Source organism: Pseudomonas sp. BS3782 TE3695 (assembly GCF_050435305.1).
Classification (GTDB): domain Bacteria; phylum Pseudomonadota; class Gammaproteobacteria; order Pseudomonadales; family Pseudomonadaceae; genus Aquipseudomonas.
In genome coordinates, this window is the sequence record NZ_JBNDKB010000001.1 from 4908094 (window position 1) to 4928714 (window position 20621).

Genomic DNA, 20621 nt, shown 5'->3' on the forward strand with positions numbered 1-20621 from the left:
CGACGAGGTTTATCTCCATGGCACTGACACGCGAACAGCAAATTGCAGCCCTCGAAAAAGATTGGGCTGAAAACCCGCGCTGGAAAGGCGTGACACGCAATTACTCCGCTGCTGACGTCGTCCGTCTGCGTGGCTCGGTTCAACCTGAGCACACCTTTGCAAAAATGGGCGCCGAGAAGCTTTGGAACCTGGTCACCCAGGGTGCCAAGCCGTCCTTCCGCCCTGAGAAAGATTTCGTCAACTGCATGGGCGCCCTGACCGGCGGCCAGGCTGTGCAACAAGTCAAGGCCGGTATCCAGGCGATCTACCTGTCGGGCTGGCAAGTGGCTGCGGACAACAACTCCGCCGAATCGATGTACCCGGATCAGTCGCTGTACCCGGTGGATTCGGTTCCGACCGTGGTCAAGCGCATCAACAACTCGTTCCGTCGCGCTGACCAGATCCAGTGGAAAGCCGGCAAGAACCCGGGCGACGAAGGCTACATCGACTACTTCGCGCCGATCGTGGCTGACGCTGAAGCCGGTTTCGGTGGCGTTCTGAACGCTTACGAGCTGATGAAGAGCATGATCGAAGCAGGCGCCGCCGGTGTTCACTTCGAAGACCAACTGGCTTCCGTGAAAAAATGCGGACACATGGGCGGCAAGGTACTGGTTCCTACCCAGGAAGCCGTGCAGAAGCTGACCGCTGCTCGCCTGGCCGCTGACGTTGCCGGTACACCGACCATCATCCTGGCCCGTACCGACGCTAACGCAGCCGACTTGCTGACTTCCGATTGCGACCCGTATGACCAGCCATTCGTCACTGGCGAACGCACCCAGGAAGGTTTCTACAAAGTGCGCGCCGGTCTCGACCAAGCCATCGCTCGCGGCCTGGCCTACGCGCCGTTCGCCGACCTGATCTGGTGCGAAACCGCCAAGCCGGATCTGGACGAGGCTCGTCGCTTCGCTGAAGCGATCAAAAAGGAATACCCGGACCAACTGCTGTCGTACAACTGCTCGCCTTCCTTCAACTGGAAGAAAAACCTGGACGACGCGACCATCGCCAAGTTCCAGCGCGAACTGTCCGCCATGGGTTACAAGCACCAATTCATCACCCTGGCCGGCATTCACAACATGTGGCACAGCATGTTCAACCTGGCGCACGACTACGCCCGCAACGACATGACTGCCTACGTGAAGCTGCAAGAGCAGGAATTCGCTGACGCCGCCAAGGGTTACACCTTCGTGGCTCACCAGCAGGAAGTGGGCACCGGCTACTTCGACGACATGACCACCGTGATCCAGGGTGGCACGTCCTCGGTGACCGCGCTGACCGGTTCGACCGAAGAAGAACAGTTCCACTGATCTGCTTCATCTGAATAAACGGCCGTTGCGGACCGAATAAAAGCTAACCGCAGCGCTGCATATCTGACGCCCCGACTGGTTCGGGGCGTTTTTTTGCCGGTGATTTCACGAACACCACCGACCACTGTGGGAGCGGGCTTGCTCGCGAAAGCGGTGTGTCATTCAGCATTGATGCCGACTGATCCGACGCTTTCGCGAGCAAGCCCGCTCCCACAGTGGTCGACGGTGACTCAGGGAAAACATTGATCCAGAGCAGTTTCATGGACCGGAAAATCAGGTAAAACGACCGCGCTCGCTACTTGCAGTAACGCGCATATAAGACAACTTCCCAGCCACTCACCTGTTAAACAGTTTGAAAAGCACGCCAAATAATATTGATTATCATTTAACGACAACTATGTTCGTTACATTCCCTACAAAACATATTTGACAAAACCCCCGCTAATGCCCGAGCAGCATGGGCTACAGGGCTTTGGAGGCAGGCTATGTCCTTATTCTTGTAAATAATTTCGCTATCTGAATTTTACTTGCTCGGTGTTTAGCCATAAAATCACCGCGATTGATTGCTGCGACATATCGTCACTGCTTTGTTTCTTTTCAAGCTCAGAGACCTTTGCTCTCTGTTAAGGATTTCCAGCATGCCCGAAGCGACCGGACTCATGGCCCACAACTGGGGCTTTGCCATTTTCCTTCTGGGTGTCGGCGGCCTTTGCGCCTTCATGCTCGGCGTCTCCAGCCTCCTCGGGTCAAAAGCCTGGGGTCGCAGCAAAAACGAACCGTTCGAGTCCGGCATGCTACCTACCGGTGGCGCCCGCTTGCGGCTCTCAGCCAAATTCTATCTGGTCGCGATGCTCTTCGTGATCTTCGATATCGAAGCCCTTTTTCTCTTTGCCTGGTCTGTGTCCGTCCGCGAAAGCGGCTGGACCGGATTCGTCGAAGCTCTCGTTTTCATAGCAATTCTGTTGGCAGGTCTTGTCTACCTATTCCGAGTGGGCGCCCTTGACTGGGCTCCGGAAGCTCGGCGCAAGCGGCAAGCGAAGCTGAAACAATGAGGCTTTGGCAATGCAATACAATCTCACCAGGATCGACCCCGATGCTCCTAACGAGCAGTATCCGATTGGCAAACGGGAAACCGTTTCCGATCCGTTAGAAGATCAAGTCCACAAAAACATTTTCATGGGCAAGCTCGAAGACGTGCTCAACGGCACGATCAACTGGGGGCGCAAGAACTCCCTGTGGCCGTATAACTTCGGTCTTTCGTGCTGCTACGTGGAAATGACCACCGCCTTCACGGCGCCCCACGACATCGCGCGCTTTGGCGCCGAGGTTATCCGGGCATCGCCGCGTCAGGCGGATTTCATGGTTATCGCCGGTACCTGCTTCATCAAGATGGCGCCGATCATTCAGCGTCTCTACGAGCAAATGCTCGAGCCCAAATGGGTCATCTCCATGGGTTCGTGCGCCAACTCCGGTGGCATGTACGACATCTACTCCGTCGTTCAAGGGGTGGACAAGTTCCTGCCCGTGGACGTCTACGTGCCTGGCTGCCCGCCCCGCCCTGAAGCTTTCCTGCAAGGCTTGATGCTGTTGCAGGAGTCGATTGGACAGGAGCGTCGTCCGCTTTCCTGGGTCGTCGGCGATCAAGGCGTGTACCGCGCCGAGATGCCTTCGCAAAAGGAACAGCGCCGCGAACAGCGAATCGCAGTCACCAACCTGCGCAGCCCCGACGAAGTCTGATCCAGATCTGTTCTTACAAAGAAACGAGAAACTGGCTTCATTCTTTACGTTGACCGAAAGCGATAAATAACCATGACTACAGGCAGTGCTCTGTACATCCCGCCTTACAAGGCAGACGACCAGGATGTGGTCGTCGAACTGAACAATCGTTTTGGCCCGGAGGCGTTCAGCGCCCAGCCGACGCGCACCGGCATGCCGGTGCTTTGGGTTGCCCGCGCCAAACTCGTCGAAGTCCTGACCTTCCTGCGTAACCTGCCCAAGCCGTACGTCATGCTCTATGACCTGCACGGCGTGGACGAGCGTCTGCGCACCAAGCGTCAAGGGCTGCCCAGCGGCGCCGACTTCACTGTGTTCTATCACTTGATGTCGATCGAACGTAATAGTGACGTAATGATCAAGGTCGCCTTGTCCGAGAGCGACCTCAGCGTGCCGACCGTTACCGGTCTGTGGCCAAACGCCAATTGGTACGAGCGTGAAGTGTGGGACATGTACGGCATCAACTTTGCCGGTCACCCACACCTGACCCGCATCATGATGCCGCCGACCTGGGAAGGTCACCCGCTGCGCAAGGACTTCCCGGCCCGCGCCACCGAGTTCGACCCGTTCAGCCTGACCCTGGCCAAGCAACAGCTTGAGGAAGAAGCCGCGCGCTTCAAGCCTGAAGACTGGGGCATGAAGCGTTCCGGGCCGAACGAGGACTACATGTTCCTCAACCTCGGCCCTAACCACCCTTCGGCGCACGGTGCGTTCCGCATCATTCTGCAGCTGGACGGTGAAGAGATCGTCGACTGCGTGCCGGACGTCGGTTACCACCACCGTGGTGCCGAGAAAATGGCCGAGCGTCAGTCCTGGCACAGCTTCATTCCGTACACCGACCGTATCGACTACCTCGGTGGTGTGATGAACAACCTGCCGTACGTGCTCTCGGTCGAAAAGCTGGCCGGCATCAAGGTGCCCGAGAAGGTCGACGTCATCCGCATCATGATGGCCGAGTTCTTCCGGATCACCAGCCACCTGTTGTTCCTGGGGACTTACATCCAGGACGTCGGCGCCATGACCCCGGTGTTCTTCACCTTCACCGACCGCCAGAAGGCGTACACGGTGATCGAAGCCATTACCGGTTTCCGTCTGCACCCGGCCTGGTACCGCATCGGTGGCGTCGCCCACGACCTGCCGCGCGGCTGGGAAAAACTGGTCAAGGATTTCGTCGAGTGGATGCCCAAGCGTCTGGACGAATACCAGAAAGCCGCACTGGACAACAGCATCCTGCGTGGCCGCACCATCGGCGTCGCCGCCTACAACACCAAGGAAGCCCTGGAATGGGGCGTCACCGGTGCCGGCCTGCGTTCGACTGGTTGCGATTTCGACCTGCGCAAGGCGCGCCCTTACTCGGGTTACGAGAACTTCGAATTCGAAGTGCCGCTGGCGGCCAATGGCGATGCCTATGACCGTTGCATCGTTCGCGTCGAAGAAATGCGCCAGAGCATCAAGATCATCGAGCAGTGCATGCGCAACATGCCGGAAGGCCCGTACAAGGCGGATCACCCGCTGACCACGCCGCCGCCCAAAGAGCGCACGCTGCAACACATCGAGACCCTGATCACGCACTTCCTGCAAGTTTCGTGGGGCCCGGTGATGCCGGCCAACGAATCCTTCCAGATGATCGAAGCGACCAAGGGCATCAACAGTTATTACCTGACGAGCGATGGCGGCACCATGAGCTACCGCACCCGGATTCGCACCCCAAGCTTCCCGCACTTGCAGCAGATCCCTTCGGTGATCAAAGGCAGCATGGTCGCGGACTTGATCGCGTACCTGGGTAGTATCGATTTCGTTATGGCCGACGTGGACCGTTAAGCATGAACAGCACGCTTATCCTGACAGACCGTTTCGCCCTGAGCGAAACCGAGCGCTCGGCCATCGAGCATGAGCTGCATCACTACGAAGACCCGCGCGCGGCGTCGATCGAAGCCTTGAAGATCGTCCAGAAGGAACGTGGCTGGGTGCCTGATGGCGCGCTCTACGCCATCGGCGAAATCCTCGGCATCCCGGCCAGCGACGTTGAAGGCGTGGCGACGTTCTACAGCCAGATCTTCCGTCAGCCGGTGGGCCGTCACATCATTCGCGTCTGCGACAGCATGGTCTGCTACATCGGCGGCCACGAGTCGGTGGTCAGCGAAATCCAGAGCAAGCTGGGCATCGGCCTGGGTCAGACCACCGCCGACGGTCGTTTCACCCTGCTGCCGGTCTGCTGCCTCGGCAACTGCGACAAGGCGCCGGCGTTGATGATCGACGACGACACATTCGGTGATGTGCAGCCTGCCGGCGTTGCCAAATTGCTCGAGGGCTACGTATGACCCTGACTTCCTTTGGTCCAGCCAACCGCATCAAGCGTTCGGCCGAGACTCACCCGCTCACCTGGCGTCTGCGTGACGACGGCGAAGCCGTATGGCTCGACGAATACCAGGCCAAGAACGGTTACGCCGCTGCGCGCAAGGCCTTCGCCGACATGGCCCAGGACGACATCGTCCAGACCGTGAAAGATTCCGGCCTCAAGGGCCGCGGCGGTGCAGGCTTCCCCACGGGCGTGAAGTGGGGCCTGATGCCCAAGGACGAATCCATCAACATCCGCTACCTGCTGTGCAACGCGGATGAGATGGAGCCGAACACCTGGAAAGACCGCATGCTGATGGAGCAACTGCCCCATCTGCTGATCGAAGGCATGCTGATCAGTGCTCGCGCGCTGAAAACCTACCGTGGCTACATCTTCCTGCGTGGCGAATACACCACCGCCGCCAAGCACCTCAACCGTGCCGTGGAAGAAGCCAAGGCAGCAGGCCTGCTGGGTAAAAACATCCTGGGCAGCGGCTTCGATTTCGAGCTGTTCGTGCACACCGGCGCCGGGCGTTACATCTGCGGTGAAGAAACCGCACTGATCAACTCCCTCGAAGGCCGCCGCGCCAACCCGCGCTCCAAGCCACCCTTCCCTGCCGCCGTCGGCGTGTGGGGCAAACCGACTTGCGTGAACAACGTGGAAACCCTGTGCAACGTGCCGGCGATCATTGCCGACGGCGTGGACTGGTACAAATCGTTGGCCCGCGAAGGCAGCGAAGACATGGGCACCAAGCTCATGGGCTTCTCCGGCAAGGTCAAGAACCCGGGCCTGTGGGAATTGCCGTTCGGCGTCACCGGTCGCGAGTTGTTCGAAGACTACGCCGGCGGCATGCGCGACGGTTACAAGCTCAAGTGCTGGCAGCCAGGCGGCGCCGGTACCGGTTTCCTGTTGCCTGAGCACCTGGACGCACAAATGTATGCCGGCGGCATCGCCAAGGTGGGCACCCGTATGGGTACCGGCCTGGCCATGGCGGTGGACGACAGCGTCAACATGGTGTCGTTGCTGCGCAACATGGAAGAGTTCTTCTCCCGCGAATCCTGTGGCTTCTGCACCCCATGCCGTGACGGCCTGCCGTGGAGCGTCAAGCTGCTGCGCGCGATCGAAAACGGTGAAGGGCAAGCCGGCGATATCGAGACCCTGCTGGGTCTGGTCGGTTTCCTCGGCCCGGGCAAGACCTTCTGTGCTCACGCACCGGGTGCCGTGGAGCCGTTGGGCAGTGCCATCAAATACTTCCGTCCAGAGTTCGAAGCCGGCATCGCGCCCACCAGCGCCGTCGTCCCGCCTCTGGCAAAGCCGATCGTAGTCGGCGCGTAAACGCTTAAAAAAGCGAAGGGTCCGTGCCCTTCGCTTTGTCGTGTGATGACGCCGTAAACGGCTGTGTTGATTCACGCGAATAACAAGATTCCATTAGCCACGCCCGCTGACACCGGGCCAACGAAGAACTTTGAACCATGGCCACTATCCACGTAGACGGCAAAGAGCTCGAAGTCGATGGGGCAGACAACCTGTTACAGGCGTGTCTGTCGCTAGGCCTCGATATTCCTTATTTCTGCTGGCACCCAGCCCTTGGCAGCGTTGGCGCTTGCCGCCAGTGCGCGGTCAAGCAGTACACCGACGAGAACGACAAGCGTGGTCGGATCGTCATGTCTTGCATGACCCCCGCCACCGACGGCAGCTGGATCTCCATCGACGACGAAGAAGCGAAAGTGTTTCGCGCAAGCGTCGTCGAATGGTTGATGACCAACCACCCTCACGACTGCCCGGTCTGTGAGGAAGGCGGTCACTGCCACCTGCAAGACATGACGGTGATGACCGGCCACAACGAGCGCCGTTATCGCTTCACCAAGCGTACTCACCAGAACCAGCAACTGGGCCCGTTCATTTCCCACGAAATGAACCGCTGCATCGCTTGCTATCGCTGCGTGCGTTTCTATAAGGACTACGCCGGCGGCACCGACCTCGGCGTATTCGGCGCCCACGACAACGTGTACTTCGGTCGCGTTGAAGACGGCGTGCTGGAAAGCGAGTTCTCCGGCAACCTCACCGAGGTCTGCCCGACCGGTGTGTTCACCGACAAGACGCACTCCGAGCGCTACAACCGCAAGTGGGACATGCAGTTCTCGCCGAGTATCTGCCATGGCTGCTCCAGCGGTTGCAACATTTCCCCGGGCGAGCGTTACGGCGAAGTGCGTCGCATCGAAAACCGTTTCAATGGTTCGGTGAACCAGTACTTCCTGTGCGACCGCGGCCGTTTCGGCTATGGCTACGTCAACCGCGAAGACCGCCCGCGTCAGCCATTGCTGGCCAACGGCACCAAGCTGAGCCTCGACGAAGCGCTGGATAAAGCCGCTGACTTGCTGCGCGGTCGCAACATCGTCGGTATCGGTTCGCCGCGCGCCAGCCTCGAAAGCAACTATGCGTTGCTGGAACTGGTGGGTGCCGAGCACTTCTACTCCGGTATCGAAGCTGCTGAACTTGAGCGCATTCGCCTGGTTGTGCAGGTGCTCAAAGACAGCCCGCTGCCGATCCCGAACATGCGCGACATCGAAGATCACGATGCGATATTCGTCCTCGGCGAAGACCTGACCCAGACAGCTGCGCGCATGGCCCTGGCCCTGCGTCAATCGGTCAAGGGCAAGGCCGAAGACATGGCCGACGCCATGCGCGTTCAGCCATGGCTCGATGCTGCGGTGAAGAACATCGGCCAGGACGCGCTGAACCCGCTGTTCATCGCCAGCCTGGCTGAAACCAAGCTCGACGACGTGGCGGAAGAATGCGTCCACGCCGCTCCCGACGACCTGGCCCGCATCGGTTTCGCCGTGGCTCACGCCCTCGATGCCAGCGCGCCGGCCGTTGAAGGCCTGGACGCTGAAGCCCTCGAACTGGCTCAGCGCATCGCCAACGCCCTGCTCGCTGCCAAGCGTCCGTTGATCATTGCCGGTACCTCGCTGGGTTCCAAGGCGTTGATCGAAGCTGCAGCGAACATCGCCAAGGCCCTGAAGCTGCGCGAGAAGAACGGTTCCATCAGCCTGATCGTGCCAGAGGCCAACAGCCTCGGCCTGGCCATGCTCGGCGGTGACTCGGTCGATGCAGCCCTGCAAGCGGTGATCGACGGTAAGGCCGACGCCATCGTCGTGCTGGAAAACGATCTGTACACCCGTACCGACAAAGCTCGTGTCGATGCTGCCCTGAGCGCCGCGAAAGTGGTGATCGTGGCGGACCATCAGAAGACCGCCACCAGCGATCGCGCGCACCTGGTGCTGCCAGCGGCCAGCTTCGCTGAAGGCGACGGTACGCTGGTCAGCCAGGAAGGCCGCGCCCAGCGTTTCTTCCAGGTCTTCGACCCGACTTACCTCGACGCAAGCATTCTGGTTCATGAAGGCTGGCGCTGGCTGCATGCCCTGCGTTCGACCCTGCTGAACCAGCCGATCGACTGGACCCAACTGGACCACGTCACCGCTGCCGTTGCTGCGAGCAAACCGCAACTGGCGCGCATCGTCGATGCCGCACCGTCCGCCGCGTTCCGCATCAAAGGCCTGAAACTGGCTCGCGAACCGCTGCGTTACAGCGGCCGGACTGCCATGCGCGCCGACATCAGCGTGCACGAACCGCGTACTTCCCAGGACAACGACACCGCGTTCTCGTTCTCCATGGAAGGTTACTCGGGCTCGGTCGAACCGCGTCAGCAAGTACCCTTCGCCTGGTCTCCGGGCTGGAACTCGCCGCAAGCCTGGAACAAGTTCCAGGACGAAGTCGGTGGTCACCTCCGTGCGGGCGACCCGGGCACTCGCCTGATCGAAAGCACCGGTGATTCGCTGAACTGGTTCGCCAGTGTTCCACGCGCGTTCAACCCGGCTCCGGGCACCTGGCAGGTTGTGCCGTTCTTCCACCTGTTCGGCAGCGAAGAGAACTCGTCCAAAGCCGCGCCGGTCCAGGAGCGCATTCCAGCTCCTTACCTGTCGCTGGCCAAGTCCGAAGCCGATCGTCTGGGCGTCAATGACGGTGCCCTGCTGAGCCTGAACGTGGCCGGTCAGACCCTGCGTCTGCCACTGCGCATCAACGAAGAGCTAGGTGCCGGTCTCGTCGCATTACCGGCCGGTATCGCCGGTATTCCGCCAGCGATCTTTGGCAAATCCGTTGACGGTCTGCAGGAGGCAGCGCTATGACCTGGTTCACTCCTGAGGTGATCGACGTAATCATCGCGGTCCTCAAGGCCATCGTGATTCTGCTCGCCGTGGTGGTGTGCGGCGCGCTGCTGAGCTGGGTCGAGCGTCGTCTGCTCGCCCTCTGGCAGGACCGTTACGGTCCGAACCGCGTCGGCCCGTTCGGCGCGTTCCAGATCGCCGCCGACATGATCAAGATGTTCTTCAAGGAAGACTGGACCCCGCCGTTCGCCGACAAAGTGATCTTCACCTTGGCGCCGGTCGTGGCCATGAGCGCCTTGCTGATGGCCTTCGCGATCATCCCGATCACCCCGACCTGGGGCGTGGCGGATATCAACATCGGCATCCTGTTCTTCTTTGCCATGGCTGGTCTGTCGGTCTACGCGGTGCTGTTCGCCGGCTGGTCGAGTAACAACAAGTTCGCCCTGTTGGGCAGCTTGCGGGCCTCGGCACAAACCGTGTCGTACGAAGTGTTCATGGGCCTGTCGCTGATGGGTATCGTGATCCAGGTCGGCTCGTTCAACATGCGCGACATCGTTGAATACCAGGCGCAGAACATGTGGTTCATCATTCCGCAGATCTTCGGTTTCCTGACCTTCTTCATCGCTGGCGTCGCCGTGACTCACCGTCACCCGTTCGACCAGCCGGAAGCGGAACAGGAACTGGCCGACGGTTACCACATTGAATACGCCGGCATGAAATGGGGCATGTTCTTCGTTGGTGAGTACATCGGCATCGTGCTGATTTCGGCGCTGCTGGTGACCTTGTTCTTCGGTGGCTGGCACGGCCCGTTCGGCATTCTGCCGCAGATCCCGTTCATCTGGTTTGCACTGAAAACCGCGTTCTTCATCATGTTCTTCATCCTGTTGCGCGCCTCGATTCCGCGCCCACGGTATGACCAAGTGATGGATTTCAGCTGGAAGTTCTGCCTGCCGCTGACCCTCGTCAACATGCTGGTGACCGCTGCGGTCGTGTTGCTCAACACGCCCGCCGTCGCGGCTCAGTGAGGATAGAGAATCATGAAGTACATTTTTGACATCGTGCATGGCTTCTTCACCCAGCTTCGCAGCCTGGTGATGATTTTCGGCCACGCCTTCCGCAAGCGCGACACGCTGCAGTACCCGGAAGAAGCCGTGTACCTGCCGCCGCGCTTCCGTGGGCGTATCGTGCTGACCCGCGACCCTGACGGTGAAGAGCGTTGTGTAGCCTGCAACCTGTGCGCCGTGGCGTGCCCGGTGGGTTGCATCTCGCTGCAGAAAGCTGAAACCGAAGACGGTCGCTGGTACCCGGACTTCTTCCGCATCAACTTCTCGCGCTGCATTTTCTGCGGCCTCTGCGAGGAAGCCTGCCCGACCACCGCGATCCAGCTGACACCGGATTTCGAAATGGCCGAGTTCAAACGTCAGGACCTGGTGTACGAGAAAGAAGATCTTTTGATCTCCGGCCCCGGCAAAAACCCTGATTACAACTTCTATCGTGTTGCAGGTATGGCGATTGCCGGTAAGCCTAAAGGCGCCGCGCAGAATGAAGCCCAGCCGATCAACGTGAAGAGCTTGCTGCCTTAAGGAAGAAAGATGGAATTCGCTTTCTATTTCGCATCGGGTATCGCTGTTGTGTCCACGCTTCGCGTGATCACCAACACCAACCCCGTGCACGCCCTGCTCTACCTGATCATTTCGCTGATCGCCGTGGCCATGACGTTCTTCGCCCTCGGCGCACCGTTTGCCGGTGTACTGGAAGTGATCGCCTACGCCGGCGCCATCATGGTGCTGTTTGTGTTCGTGGTAATGATGCTGAACCTGGGCCCGGCCTCGGTTCAGCAAGAGCGCGTCTGGCTCAAGCCCGGCATCTGGCTGGGCCCGGTCGCCCTCGGCACCCTGCTGCTGGTTGAACTGCTGTATGTGCTGTTCAGCGATGCCAGCGGTCAGGCCATCGGCCACACCACCGTAGACGCCAAGGCCGTGGGCATCAGCCTGTTCGGTCCGTATCTGCTGGTGGTCGAACTCGCCTCGATGCTGCTGCTCGCCGCAGCGGTTACGGCATTCCACTTGGGCCGCAACGAAGCCAAGGAGCAATGACGATGCCTGCTATCCCTTTGGAGCATGGTCTGGCGGTCGCCGGCATCCTGTTCTGCCTCGGTCTGGTCGGCCTGATGGTTCGGCGCAACATTCTCTTCGTGCTGATGAGCCTGGAGGTCATGATGAATGCCTCCGCGTTGGCGTTCATCGTTGCCGGTAGCCGCTGGGGCCAACCGGATGGACAGATCATGTTCATCCTGGTGATCAGCCTGGCAGCCGCCGAGGCCAGTATTGGCCTGGCGATTCTGTTGCAGCTGTATCGCCGCTTCCACACTCTCGATATCGACGCTGCCAGCGAGATGCGCGGATGAACTTTCTCTATCTGACTTTCGTATTCCCTCTCATTGGTTTCCTGCTGCTGTCGTTCTCCCGTGGACGCCTCTCGGAAAACCTTTCGGCGCTGATTGGCGTCGGCTCCATTGGCCTGTCGGCAATCGTCACGGCCTACATCATCTGGCAGTTCAACGTTGCGCCCCCTGAAGGCGGTCACTACACCCAGGTGTTGTGGCAGTGGATGGCGGTGGAAGGCTTCACGCCTAACTTCGCGCTGTACCTGGATGGTCTGTCCCTGACCATGCTGGGTGTGGTGGTCGGCGTTGGCTTCCTGATCCACCTGTTCGCGTCCTGGTACATGCGCGGTGAAGCCGGTTACTCGCGCTTCTTCGCCTACACCAACCTGTTTATCGCCAGCATGCTGTTCCTGGTCCTGGCCGATAACCTGCTGTTCGTGTACTTCGGCTGGGAAGGCGTGGGCCTGTGCTCCTACCTGTTGATCGGTTTCTACTACAGCAACCGCAACAACGGTAACGCGGCACTCAAAGCCTTCATCGTGACCCGCGTCGGCGACGTGTTCATGGCCATCGGCCTGTTCATCCTGTTCCAGCAGTTGGGCACGCTGAACATTCAGGAACTGCTGGTCAAGGCGCCTGAGCATTTCAAGGCCGGCGACTTCTGGATCGTGCTGGCGACCCTGATGCTGCTGGGCGGCGCTGTCGGTAAATCCGCGCAACTGCCGCTGCAAACCTGGCTGGCGGACGCGATGGCCGGCCCGACTCCGGTTTCGGCACTGATCCACGCCGCGACCATGGTGACCGCCGGTGTTTACCTGATTGCCCGTACCCACGGTCTGTTCGCCCTGGCGCCGGACATTCTGCACCTGGTCGGTGTCGTGGGTGGCGTGACGCTGGTACTGGCAGGTTTTGCCGCACTGGTGCAGACCGACATCAAACGGATCCTCGCCTACTCGACCATGAGCCAGATCGGCTACATGTTCCTGGCCCTGGGCGTAGGTGCGTGGGAAGGCGCGATCTTCCATCTGATGACCCACGCCTTCTTCAAGGCGCTGTTGTTCCTTGCTTCCGGTTCGGTGATCGTTGCCTGCCATCACGAGCAGAACATCTTCAAGATGGGCGGCCTGTGGAAGAAGCTGCCACTGGCCTACGCCAGCTTCATCGTCGGCGGCGCGGCCCTGGCGGCCTTGCCTCTGGTGACCGCGGGCTTCTACTCCAAGGATGAAATCCTCTGGGAAGCGTTCGCCAGCGGTAACCAGGGTCTGCTTTATGCCGGCCTGGTCGGTGCCTTCATGACCTCGCTGTACACCTTCCGCCTGATCTTCATCGCGTTCCACGGTGAAGCGAAGACCGAAGCCCACGCCGGTCACGGCATTGCTCACTGGCTGCCGCTGTCGGTGCTGATCGTACTGTCGACGTTTGTCGGCGCGATGATCGTTCCGCCGTTGCACGGTGTACTGCCGCAAAGCGTCGGCCATGCCGGCGGCGACGCCAAGCACAGTCTGGAAATCGCCTCGGGCGCCATCGCCCTGGCCGGTATCCTGCTGGCCGCGCTGCTGTTCCTCGGCAAGCGTCGCTTCGTCACCGCCATCGCCAACAGCGGCGTCGGCCGCTTCCTTTCGGCCTGGTGGTTCGCTGCCTGGGGCTTCGACTGGATCTACGACAAACTGTTCGTCAAGCCTTACCTTGCGATCAGCCACATTCTGCGCAAAGACCCGCTCGACCAGACCATCGGTCTGATCCCGCGTATGGCCAAAGGCGGTCACACCGCCCTGAGCCGCACCGAGACCGGTCAACTGCGTTGGTATGCCGCCTCGATGGCTGCTGGTGCCGTGCTGGTAATCGGCGCCGTCGTGCTGGTAGCGGTCTGATATGAACCTTGCGAACTTGCGAAAGGAAACGAGCCCGTCATGATTCTGCCCTGGCTAATCCTGATCCCCTTCATCGGCGGCCTGCTGTGCTGGATGGGTGAGCGCTTCGGCGCCACCCTCCCCCGCTGGATTGCGCTGATCACCATGTCCCTGCTGCTCTCCCTCGGCCTCTGGCTGTGGGCCAACGGTGACTATTCATTTGCACCGGCGCCTGGCGCCGATCCGACCTGGGTGATTGAGTTCAAACACGTCTGGATCCAGCGTTTCGGCATCAACGTGCACCTGGCCCTCGACGGCCTGTCGCTATTGATGATCCTGCTGACCGGCCTGCTGGGTGTCCTCTCGGTACTCTGCTCCTGGAAAGAGATTCAGCGTCACGTGGGCTTCTTCCACTTGAACCTGATGTGGATTCTGGGCGGTGTCGTTGGCGTGTTCCTCGCCCTCGACCTGTTCATGTTCTTCTTCTTCTGGGAAATGATGCTGGTGCCGATGTACTTCCTCATCGCGCTCTGGGGTCACAGTTCTTCGGACGGCAAGAAAACCCGGATCTACGCGGCGACCAAGTTCTTCATCTTCACCCAGGCTTCCGGCCTGATCATGTTGGTGGCGATCCTGGGTCTGGTACTGGTCAACTTCAACGACACCGGCGTGATTACCTTCAACTACGCCGACCTGTTGAAAACCAAGATGTCGATGACCACCGAGTACATCCTGATGCTCGGCTTCTTCATCGCCTTCGCGGTCAAGCTGCCCGTGGTGCCGTTCCACTCCTGGCTGCCTGACGCTCACGCCCAGGCACCGACCGCGGGTTCCGTGGACCTGGCCGGTATCTTGTTGAAGACTGCGGCCTATGGCCTGCTGCGTTTCGCCCTGCCGCTGTTCCCGAATGCCTCGGCCGAGTTCGCACCGTTCGCCATGACCCTGGGTCTGATCGGGATCTTCTACGGTGCGTTCCTGGCCTTCGCACAAACCGACATCAAGCGTCTGATTGCCTTCTCGTCCGTTTCCCACATGGGCTTCGTACTGATCGGCATTTACTCCGGCAGCCAACTGGCGCTGCAGGGCGCAGTGATGCAGATGCTGGCGCACGGTCTGTCGGCCGCGGCACTCTTTATCCTCTCCGGTCAGCTGTACGAGCGTACCCACACCCGCGATATGCGTGAAATGGGTGGCCTGTGGTCGAAGATTGCCTATCTGCCGGCCCTCAGCCTGTTCTTCGCCGCCGCGTCTCTGGGCTTGCCGGCGACCGGTAACTTTGTCGGCGAGTTCCTGATCCTGATCGGCACCTTTGCCAGCTCGCCATGGATTACCGTGATTGCGACGTCCGGCCTGGTGTTCGGTTCGGTCTACTCGCTGATCATGATCCACCGTGCCTTCTTCGGTCCGTCGAAATCGGACGCAGTGCTGCATGGCATGGACGGTCGCGAACTGATCATGGTGGTTGGGCTTGCGGCGCTGCTGATCTACATCGGCGTGTACCCGCAGCCGTTCCTCGATACCTCTGCCGCGACGATGCATGGCGTGCAGCAGTGGCTCGGCACCGCCTTCACTCAACTCGCTTCGGCCCGGTAAGAGCGCTATGGAATTCACGACTCAACACTTTATCGCGCTTGCGCCGTTGTTGATCACCAGCGCCACGATCATCGTGGTGATGCTGGCTATCGCATGGCGCCGCAACCACTCCCAGACCTTCCTGCTGTCGGTGGCAGGTTTGAACCTGGCCTTGCTGTCGATCCTGCCAGCCCTGAAAGTCGCGCCGCTGGCCGTGACGCCATTGCTGCAGATCGACACCTTCGCTTGCTTGTACATGGCGCTGATCCTGGTCGCCACCCTCGCCTGTGTGACCCTCGCCCACGCCTACCTCGGCGATGGCGGTTCGGGTTACCCGGGCAACCGTGAAGAACTTTACCTGCTGATCCTGATGTCCGCCGCCGGTGGCCTGGTCTTGGTCAGCGCGCAGCACCTGGCCGGCTTGTTCGTCGGTCTCGAACTGCTCTCGGTACCGGTTTATGGTTTGGTGGCATATGCCTTCTTCAACAAGCGTTCGCTGGAGGCCGGCATCAAGTACATGGTGCTGTCGGCTGCCGGTTCCGCGTTCCTGTTGTTCGGTATGGCCTTGCTCTACGCCGATTCCGGCAGCCTGAGCTTCAACGGTATCGGTCAGGCCCTGGCGGCCACCGGCCTGCCAAGTTCGCTGGCTCAACTGGGCCTGGGCATGATGCTGATCGGCCTGGCGTTCAAGTTGTCGCTGGTACCGTTCCACCTCTGGACCCCGGACGTTTACGAAGGTGCTCCGGCACCGGTGGCAGCGTTCCTGGCCACCGCGTCGAAAGTCGCTGTGTTCGCGGTGATGGTGCGTCTGTTCCAGATCTCGCCAGCGGCGAGCAGTGGCGTGCTGAGCGACGTGCTGACCCTCATCGCCATCGCGTCGATCCTGTTCGGTAACCTGCTGGCACTGACCCAGAGCAACCTCAAGCGTCTGCTGGGTTACTCGTCCATCGCCCACTTCGGCTACCTGCTGATCGCCCTGGTGGCGAGCAAAGGCCTGGCCGTGGAAGCCATCGGCGTGTACCTGGTCACTTACGTGATCACCAGCCTTGGTGCATTCGGCGTGATCACCCTGATGTCCTCGCCGTACAACGGCCGTGACGCGGATGCCCTGTACGAATACCGCGGCCTGTTCTGGCGCCGTCCGTACCTGACCGCCGTCCTGACCGTGATGATGCTGTCCCTGGCCGGTATCCCGCTGACCGCGGGCTTCATCGGCAAGTTCTACATCATCGCCACCGGTGTCGAGTCGCAGCAATGGTGGCTGGTCGGCTCCCTGGTACTGGGTAGCGCCATCGGCGTCTTCTACTACCTGCGTGTGATGGTCACCCTGTACCTGATTGAACCAAACCTGCGTCGCCACGACGCGCAACTGCACTGGGAACAACGTGCAGGCGGCGTGATGCTGCTGGCGATTGCCGCACTGGCGTTCTTCCTCGGCCTGTACCCACAGCCGCTGCTGAACCTGGTTCAACAATCGGGGTTGGCGGGTTGATCGCGTAAGCGATACTCGGTAGAAAACAGAAACGGCACCTTCGGGTGCCGTTTTTGCGTTTAGGGGATTGTCTCCCCTTTCTTCGGAAAGGGACTGCGAAGACATCAGCATTGGCTGACATCCGGCAGTTGCTGCTGAGCGCTAAGGTGGTGAAGAGTTAATCAGGAGCATCCCATGAAGCTAGAAATTCTTTCGAGGTCGGAAAATGGTTTTGAATTCCCCCCTCACTCGGCACATAGCAGTTTGACCTATCGTCCTCTCCCCTTTGCCGCCTCCAAATATTCTGGCTATATTTGTCCAGAATATGCAGGAGAACTTATGATCATCGTTCCATTAGCCGAAGCAAAAAACAATTTGTCCAAGCTCGTCGATGACGCGGCAGCCGGGCAGATCATCACTATTGCCAAACATGGGCGAGCCCTTGCCCGATTAGTCCCCGTGGGCAAGCCCTGCGGACGTCGTATTGGTGCAATGAAAGGCAAACTGGTTCTCGCTGACGACTTTGACGCGCCGCTTCCCGACGAAATGCTGGATGCTTTTGAGGGGACCCAGGAATGAGGGTTTTGCTCGACACACACATCTTGCTTTGGACGCTCAGTGATGACCCCAAACTATCTGGCAAAGCCAGAAAGCTAATTGAGAACGCAGCCGATATTTACATCAGTGCAGCGACATTCTGGGAGATGGCGATCAAGGTTGGACTAGGAAAGCTAGACGTTGACCTGGAGGAAATCCGGCAGTACAGCCTCGAAAGCGGTTTCATCGAACTACCAGTGACCTCAGAACATGCCATAGCAGTGAAGGACCTCGAACATCACCACCGTGACCCATTTGATCGGCTCATTGTTGCAACGGCCATGACAGAGCCAATGAAACTGCTCACCGCCGACCCATTGGTGGCCAGGTACACAGATTTAGCAATTCTGGTTTAACCGGCCCACCTCGCCCCTCTCCTCCCCCGATATCCAGAATCGCCTCGCGGGGGAATCAGCCGCGTCCTACATCCCGATCTCGCCTTCGACATTAATGTAATGACTTGACCGAATTGGCAGGCACAGAAGCCTTGACCTATTCGATTCTTGTGATAGAAATATACGCAGGTAACGTACAGAACATGGACGCTCTTTTTATCGAATTACCCGCATTTCAAAAGCATAGAAATGACTACCTGGACGACGAACTGTTTCGCAGCTTTCAACTGGAGCTGCTGAAAAACCCGGAAACCGGCGACCTGGTGGAAGGTATGGGCGGGTTGCGAAAGGTCCGTTTCTCCGACCAGCGACGAGGCAAAGGCAAGCGCAGTGGACTAAGGGTGATTTATTACTGGTGGTCGGGTTTTGATCAATTCTGGCTGTTCACCGTATATAGCAAAAACGAGCAAGACGACTTGTCGCCTTCCCAGAAGAAACTTTTCAGACAAACTCTATATAGCGAAATCAACACGAGATCCCACTATGAAACGTGACATTTTTGCCGAACTGATGGAAGGCCTTGACGCCTTGGCCGATGAGCGCCAAGGCAAGGTCACGCTGCGAACCCACAAGGTCAAATTGCCAAAACTGGTACCAATTACTGCCGAGGAAGTGGTAGCCATACGCCAACAGCTCAACCTTTCCCGTTCGGTATTCGCGATGTATTTGCGTACGAATACCCGGACGCTGGAGAACTGGGAGCAAGGACGGGCGAAACCTAATGCTCAGGCGACAACGTTGATCCGGCTGGTCGAGCGTTTTCCGGAGACGGTTGAACAACTGGCGGCGCTGACCTGAAGTGTTTGCGGTGTACTCAATGACGTCTTCGCGAGCAAGCCCGCTCCCACAGTTAATCGAAGGAGCTCCCCCCATGGTGTATTCACTGGAGATCCACTGTGGGAGCGGGCTTGCTCGCGAAGGCGGCCCAACAGGCACAAATGAAAACGGCACCTTTCGGTGCCGTTTTGCCTCTCGCGGTCTCGCTGTTTACTTACGCGCCGCCTCCCACGACTTCAGCAGTTCGGCATAGCTCACGGTTTCGCCCTTCGGCTTCTCGTTTGCCAGTTTCGCTTTCGGCGCACCCGGTTGATCGAACCAGTACTGCGCATCCCGCTCCGGATTCATTTTCGGCCCGCAGGTCGGTTGTACCTTGGAGCGTTCCAGACGGGTCATGATCGCATCCTGATCCTTGGCCAGACCGTCCAGTGCCTGTTGCGGCGTTTTCTCGCCACTGGCCGCTTCCGCGATATGGCTCCACCATAGTTGCGCCAAACGCGGATAGTCCGGCACGTTGGTCCCGGTCGGAGTCCATTGCACGCGGGCCGGGCTGCGATAGAACTCCACCAGACCACCGAGTTTCGGTGCCAGGTCGGTCATGGCTTGTGAGTTGATGTCCGACTCGCGAATCGGCGTCAGGCCGACGATGGTTTTCTTCAGGGATACGGTTTTCGAGGTCACGAACTGCGCGTACAGCCAGGCCGCGAGTTTTTGCTTTTCAGGCGTGGACTTGAGGAAGGTCCAGGAGCCGGCATCCTGATAACCGAGCTTCATGCCCTCCTCCCAGTACGGGCCTTTCGGCGAGGGGGCCATGCGCCATTTCGGCGTGCCGTCGGCGTTCATCACCGGCAGGCCCGGTTTGGTCATGTCGGCGGTAAACGCGGTGTACCAGAAGATCTGCTGGGCGATGTTGCCTTGGGACGGCACCGGCCCGGATTCGGAGAAGGTCATGCCCGCCGCTTCCGGTGGGGCATATTTTTTCATCCAGTCTACGTACTTGGTGGTCGCATACACCGCCGCCGGGCCGTTGGTATCGCCGCCGCGGGTCACACTGGAGCCGACCGGATGACAATCCTCGACGCGGATGCCCCATTCGTCCACCGGCAAACCGTTGGGTATGCCTTTATCGCCGGCACCCGCCATGGAGAACCAGGCATCGGTGAAGCGCCAGCCCAGGGACGGATCTTTCTTGCCGTAGTCCATGTGGCCGTAGACGCGTTTGCCGTCGATTTCCTTGACGTCTTCGCTGAAGAATTTGGCGATGTCTTCATAGGCCGACCAGTTCACCGGCACGCCCAGTTCATAACCGTACTTTTCTTTGAATTTCGCCTTCAGATCCGCCCGTTCAAACCAGTCGGCGCGGAACCAGTAAAGGTTGGCAAACTGCTGGTCGGGCAGTTGATAGACTTTGCCGTCGGGCGCGGTGGTGAACGAGATGCCGATGAAGTCTTTGATGTCCAGGGTCGGTGAGGTGTAGGCCTTGCCTTCGTTAGCCATCAGGTCGGTGATCGATTCGGTTTTGCCGTAGCGAAAGTGCGTACCGATCAGGTCCGAGTCGTTGACCCAGCCGTCATAGATGTTCTTGTCCGATTGCATCTGCGTCTGCAGCTTTTCCACCACGTCGCCTTCTTGCAGCAGGTCGTGAGTCAGTTTGATCCCGGTGATCTCGGTAAAGGCCTTGGCCAGGGTTTTGGATTCATATTCGTGGGTCGCGATGGTTTCCGAAACCACCTTGATGCTCATCCCGCGAAACGGCTCGGACGCTTTGATAAACCACTTCAGCTCTTCGAGTTGCTGGGCTTCGGTCAGGGTGGACGGTTTGAACTCGCTGCCAATCCATTTCTTGGCGGCGTCTTCATAGGCATCGGCCCAGGCCGCAGCGCTCAACCCGCTGAGTGCCAGCATGGCTGCCAATGAAACGCTATGTCGCAGCTTATTGTTTTTGTCGAACAT

The 20621-nt window shown here is 59.4% G+C and carries 19 protein-coding genes; 18 read left to right on the forward strand and 1 reads right to left on the reverse strand.

Annotated features, from left to right (window positions below; all coding sequences use genetic code 11):
- The first annotated feature begins 17 nt into the window (after positions 1 to 17).
- The 18 genes from aceA (at position 18) to ABH909_RS22210 (ending at position 18689) form a co-directional block, all read left to right on the forward strand.
- Positions 18 to 1343, forward strand: a complete 1326-nt coding sequence (gene aceA / locus ABH909_RS22125; RefSeq protein WP_095053167.1) for an isocitrate lyase — start codon at positions 18 to 20, stop codon at positions 1341 to 1343.
- A gap of 638 nt (positions 1344 to 1981) precedes the next feature.
- Positions 1982 to 2395 carry an NADH-quinone oxidoreductase subunit A gene (locus ABH909_RS22130; protein ID WP_007905050.1) on the forward strand — a complete coding sequence of 138 codons (414 nt, stop codon included), beginning with the start codon at positions 1982 to 1984 and terminating at the stop codon, positions 2393 to 2395.
- Positions 2396 to 2405: 10 nt separating this feature from the next.
- Positions 2406 to 3080 (forward strand): NuoB/complex I 20 kDa subunit family protein, encoded by a 675-nt coding sequence (locus ABH909_RS22135; RefSeq protein ID WP_048396919.1) that lies wholly within the window; start codon positions 2406 to 2408, stop codon positions 3078 to 3080.
- Between the two features lie 72 nt (positions 3081 to 3152).
- Complete coding sequence (nuoC, locus tag ABH909_RS22140; protein ID WP_429437116.1) at positions 3153 to 4937, forward strand: NADH-quinone oxidoreductase subunit C/D; 1785 nt, start codon at positions 3153 to 3155, stop codon at positions 4935 to 4937.
- 2 nt (positions 4938 to 4939) lie between these two features.
- Positions 4940 to 5437, forward strand: a complete 498-nt coding sequence (gene nuoE / locus ABH909_RS22145; RefSeq protein WP_007905058.1) for an NADH-quinone oxidoreductase subunit NuoE — start codon at positions 4940 to 4942, stop codon at positions 5435 to 5437.
- The gene (nuoF, locus tag ABH909_RS22150; protein ID WP_007905061.1) at positions 5434 to 6789 is read left to right on the forward strand and encodes an NADH-quinone oxidoreductase subunit NuoF; all 1356 of its coding nucleotides are present in this window, start codon (positions 5434 to 5436) and stop codon (positions 6787 to 6789) included. Before nuoE ends, nuoF begins: the two co-directional genes overlap by 4 nt.
- A gap of 137 nt (positions 6790 to 6926) precedes the next feature.
- The gene (nuoG, locus tag ABH909_RS22155) at positions 6927 to 9641 is read left to right on the forward strand and encodes an NADH-quinone oxidoreductase subunit NuoG (protein WP_429437118.1); all 2715 of its coding nucleotides are present in this window, start codon (positions 6927 to 6929) and stop codon (positions 9639 to 9641) included.
- Positions 9638 to 10645 carry an NADH-quinone oxidoreductase subunit NuoH gene (gene nuoH / locus ABH909_RS22160; protein WP_008068290.1) on the forward strand — a complete coding sequence of 336 codons (1008 nt, stop codon included), beginning with the start codon at positions 9638 to 9640 and terminating at the stop codon, positions 10643 to 10645. The genes nuoG and nuoH overlap by 4 nt, the downstream gene beginning before the upstream one ends.
- Positions 10646 to 10657: 12 nt before the next feature.
- Positions 10658 to 11203 carry an NADH-quinone oxidoreductase subunit NuoI gene (nuoI, locus tag ABH909_RS22165; protein ID WP_008014903.1) on the forward strand — a complete coding sequence of 182 codons (546 nt, stop codon included), beginning with the start codon at positions 10658 to 10660 and terminating at the stop codon, positions 11201 to 11203.
- Between the two features lie 9 nt (positions 11204 to 11212).
- Positions 11213 to 11716 (forward strand): NADH-quinone oxidoreductase subunit J, encoded by a 504-nt coding sequence (gene nuoJ / locus ABH909_RS22170; RefSeq protein WP_007905076.1) that lies wholly within the window; start codon positions 11213 to 11215, stop codon positions 11714 to 11716.
- Positions 11717 to 11718: 2 nt separating this feature from the next.
- Positions 11719 to 12027 carry an NADH-quinone oxidoreductase subunit NuoK gene (gene nuoK, locus ABH909_RS22175; protein WP_007905077.1) on the forward strand — a complete coding sequence of 103 codons (309 nt, stop codon included), beginning with the start codon at positions 11719 to 11721 and terminating at the stop codon, positions 12025 to 12027.
- On the forward strand, positions 12024 to 13877 hold the full coding sequence (nuoL, locus tag ABH909_RS22180; RefSeq protein WP_429437121.1) for an NADH-quinone oxidoreductase subunit L: 1854 nt from the start codon (positions 12024 to 12026) through the stop codon (positions 13875 to 13877). Before nuoK ends, nuoL begins: the two co-directional genes overlap by 4 nt.
- Positions 13878 to 13916: 39 nt before the next feature.
- Entirely contained in the window at positions 13917 to 15449 is a 1533-nt protein-coding gene (gene nuoM, locus ABH909_RS22185; RefSeq protein ID WP_429437123.1) for an NADH-quinone oxidoreductase subunit M, read from the forward strand.
- Between the two features lie 7 nt (positions 15450 to 15456).
- On the forward strand, positions 15457 to 16920 hold the full coding sequence (nuoN, locus tag ABH909_RS22190; RefSeq protein ID WP_429437125.1) for an NADH-quinone oxidoreductase subunit NuoN: 1464 nt from the start codon (positions 15457 to 15459) through the stop codon (positions 16918 to 16920).
- 174 nt (positions 16921 to 17094) lie between these two features.
- Complete coding sequence (locus ABH909_RS22195; RefSeq protein ID WP_429437128.1) at positions 17095 to 17478, forward strand: type II toxin-antitoxin system Phd/YefM family antitoxin; 384 nt, start codon at positions 17095 to 17097, stop codon at positions 17476 to 17478.
- Positions 17475 to 17852, forward strand: coding sequence for a type II toxin-antitoxin system VapC family toxin (locus ABH909_RS22200; RefSeq protein WP_123358328.1), 378 nt, complete (start codon positions 17475 to 17477; stop codon positions 17850 to 17852). The genes ABH909_RS22195 and ABH909_RS22200 overlap by 4 nt, the downstream gene beginning before the upstream one ends.
- A gap of 182 nt (positions 17853 to 18034) precedes the next feature.
- Entirely contained in the window at positions 18035 to 18385 is a 351-nt protein-coding gene (locus tag ABH909_RS22205) for a toxin (protein WP_429440061.1), read from the forward strand.
- Entirely contained in the window at positions 18375 to 18689 is a 315-nt protein-coding gene (locus ABH909_RS22210) for a helix-turn-helix domain-containing protein (RefSeq protein ID WP_429437131.1), read from the forward strand. The genes ABH909_RS22205 and ABH909_RS22210 overlap by 11 nt, the downstream gene beginning before the upstream one ends.
- Positions 18690 to 18878: 189 nt before the next feature.
- Here ABH909_RS22210 and ABH909_RS22215 read toward each other — a convergent pair whose 3' ends face one another.
- Positions 18879 to 20621, reverse strand: coding sequence for an extracellular solute-binding protein (locus ABH909_RS22215; RefSeq protein ID WP_123496647.1), 1743 nt, complete (start codon positions 20619 to 20621; stop codon positions 18879 to 18881).

Excerpts from the sequence above, each read along its gene's own strand:
- aceA (WP_095053167.1), top strand. The coding sequence starts at position 18 with ATGGCACTGACACGCGAACAGCAAATTGCAGCCCTCGAAAAAGATTGG.
- ABH909_RS22130 (WP_007905050.1), top strand. The coding sequence starts at position 1,982 with ATGCCCGAAGCGACCGGACTCATGGCCCACAACTGGGGCTTTGCCATT.
- ABH909_RS22135 (WP_048396919.1), top strand. The coding sequence starts at position 2,406 with ATGCAATACAATCTCACCAGGATCGACCCCGATGCTCCTAACGAGCAG.
- nuoC (WP_429437116.1), top strand. The coding sequence starts at position 3,153 with ATGACTACAGGCAGTGCTCTGTACATCCCGCCTTACAAGGCAGACGAC.
- nuoE (WP_007905058.1), top strand. The coding sequence starts at position 4,940 with ATGAACAGCACGCTTATCCTGACAGACCGTTTCGCCCTGAGCGAAACC.
- nuoF (WP_007905061.1), top strand. The coding sequence starts at position 5,434 with ATGACCCTGACTTCCTTTGGTCCAGCCAACCGCATCAAGCGTTCGGCC.
- nuoG (WP_429437118.1), top strand. The coding sequence starts at position 6,927 with ATGGCCACTATCCACGTAGACGGCAAAGAGCTCGAAGTCGATGGGGCA.
- nuoH (WP_008068290.1), top strand. The coding sequence starts at position 9,638 with ATGACCTGGTTCACTCCTGAGGTGATCGACGTAATCATCGCGGTCCTC.
- nuoI (WP_008014903.1), top strand. The coding sequence starts at position 10,658 with ATGAAGTACATTTTTGACATCGTGCATGGCTTCTTCACCCAGCTTCGC.
- nuoJ (WP_007905076.1), top strand. The coding sequence starts at position 11,213 with ATGGAATTCGCTTTCTATTTCGCATCGGGTATCGCTGTTGTGTCCACG.
- nuoK (WP_007905077.1), top strand. The coding sequence starts at position 11,719 with ATGCCTGCTATCCCTTTGGAGCATGGTCTGGCGGTCGCCGGCATCCTG.
- nuoL (WP_429437121.1), top strand. The coding sequence starts at position 12,024 with ATGAACTTTCTCTATCTGACTTTCGTATTCCCTCTCATTGGTTTCCTG.
- nuoM (WP_429437123.1), top strand. The coding sequence starts at position 13,917 with ATGATTCTGCCCTGGCTAATCCTGATCCCCTTCATCGGCGGCCTGCTG.
- nuoN (WP_429437125.1), top strand. The coding sequence starts at position 15,457 with ATGGAATTCACGACTCAACACTTTATCGCGCTTGCGCCGTTGTTGATC.
- ABH909_RS22195 (WP_429437128.1), top strand. The coding sequence starts at position 17,095 with ATGAAGCTAGAAATTCTTTCGAGGTCGGAAAATGGTTTTGAATTCCCC.
- ABH909_RS22200 (WP_123358328.1), top strand. The coding sequence starts at position 17,475 with ATGAGGGTTTTGCTCGACACACACATCTTGCTTTGGACGCTCAGTGAT.
- ABH909_RS22205 (WP_429440061.1), top strand. The coding sequence starts at position 18,035 with ATGGACGCTCTTTTTATCGAATTACCCGCATTTCAAAAGCATAGAAAT.
- ABH909_RS22210 (WP_429437131.1), top strand. The coding sequence starts at position 18,375 with ATGAAACGTGACATTTTTGCCGAACTGATGGAAGGCCTTGACGCCTTG.
- ABH909_RS22215 (WP_123496647.1), bottom strand. The coding sequence starts at position 20,621 with ATGTTCGACAAAAACAATAAGCTGCGACATAGCGTTTCATTGGCAGCC.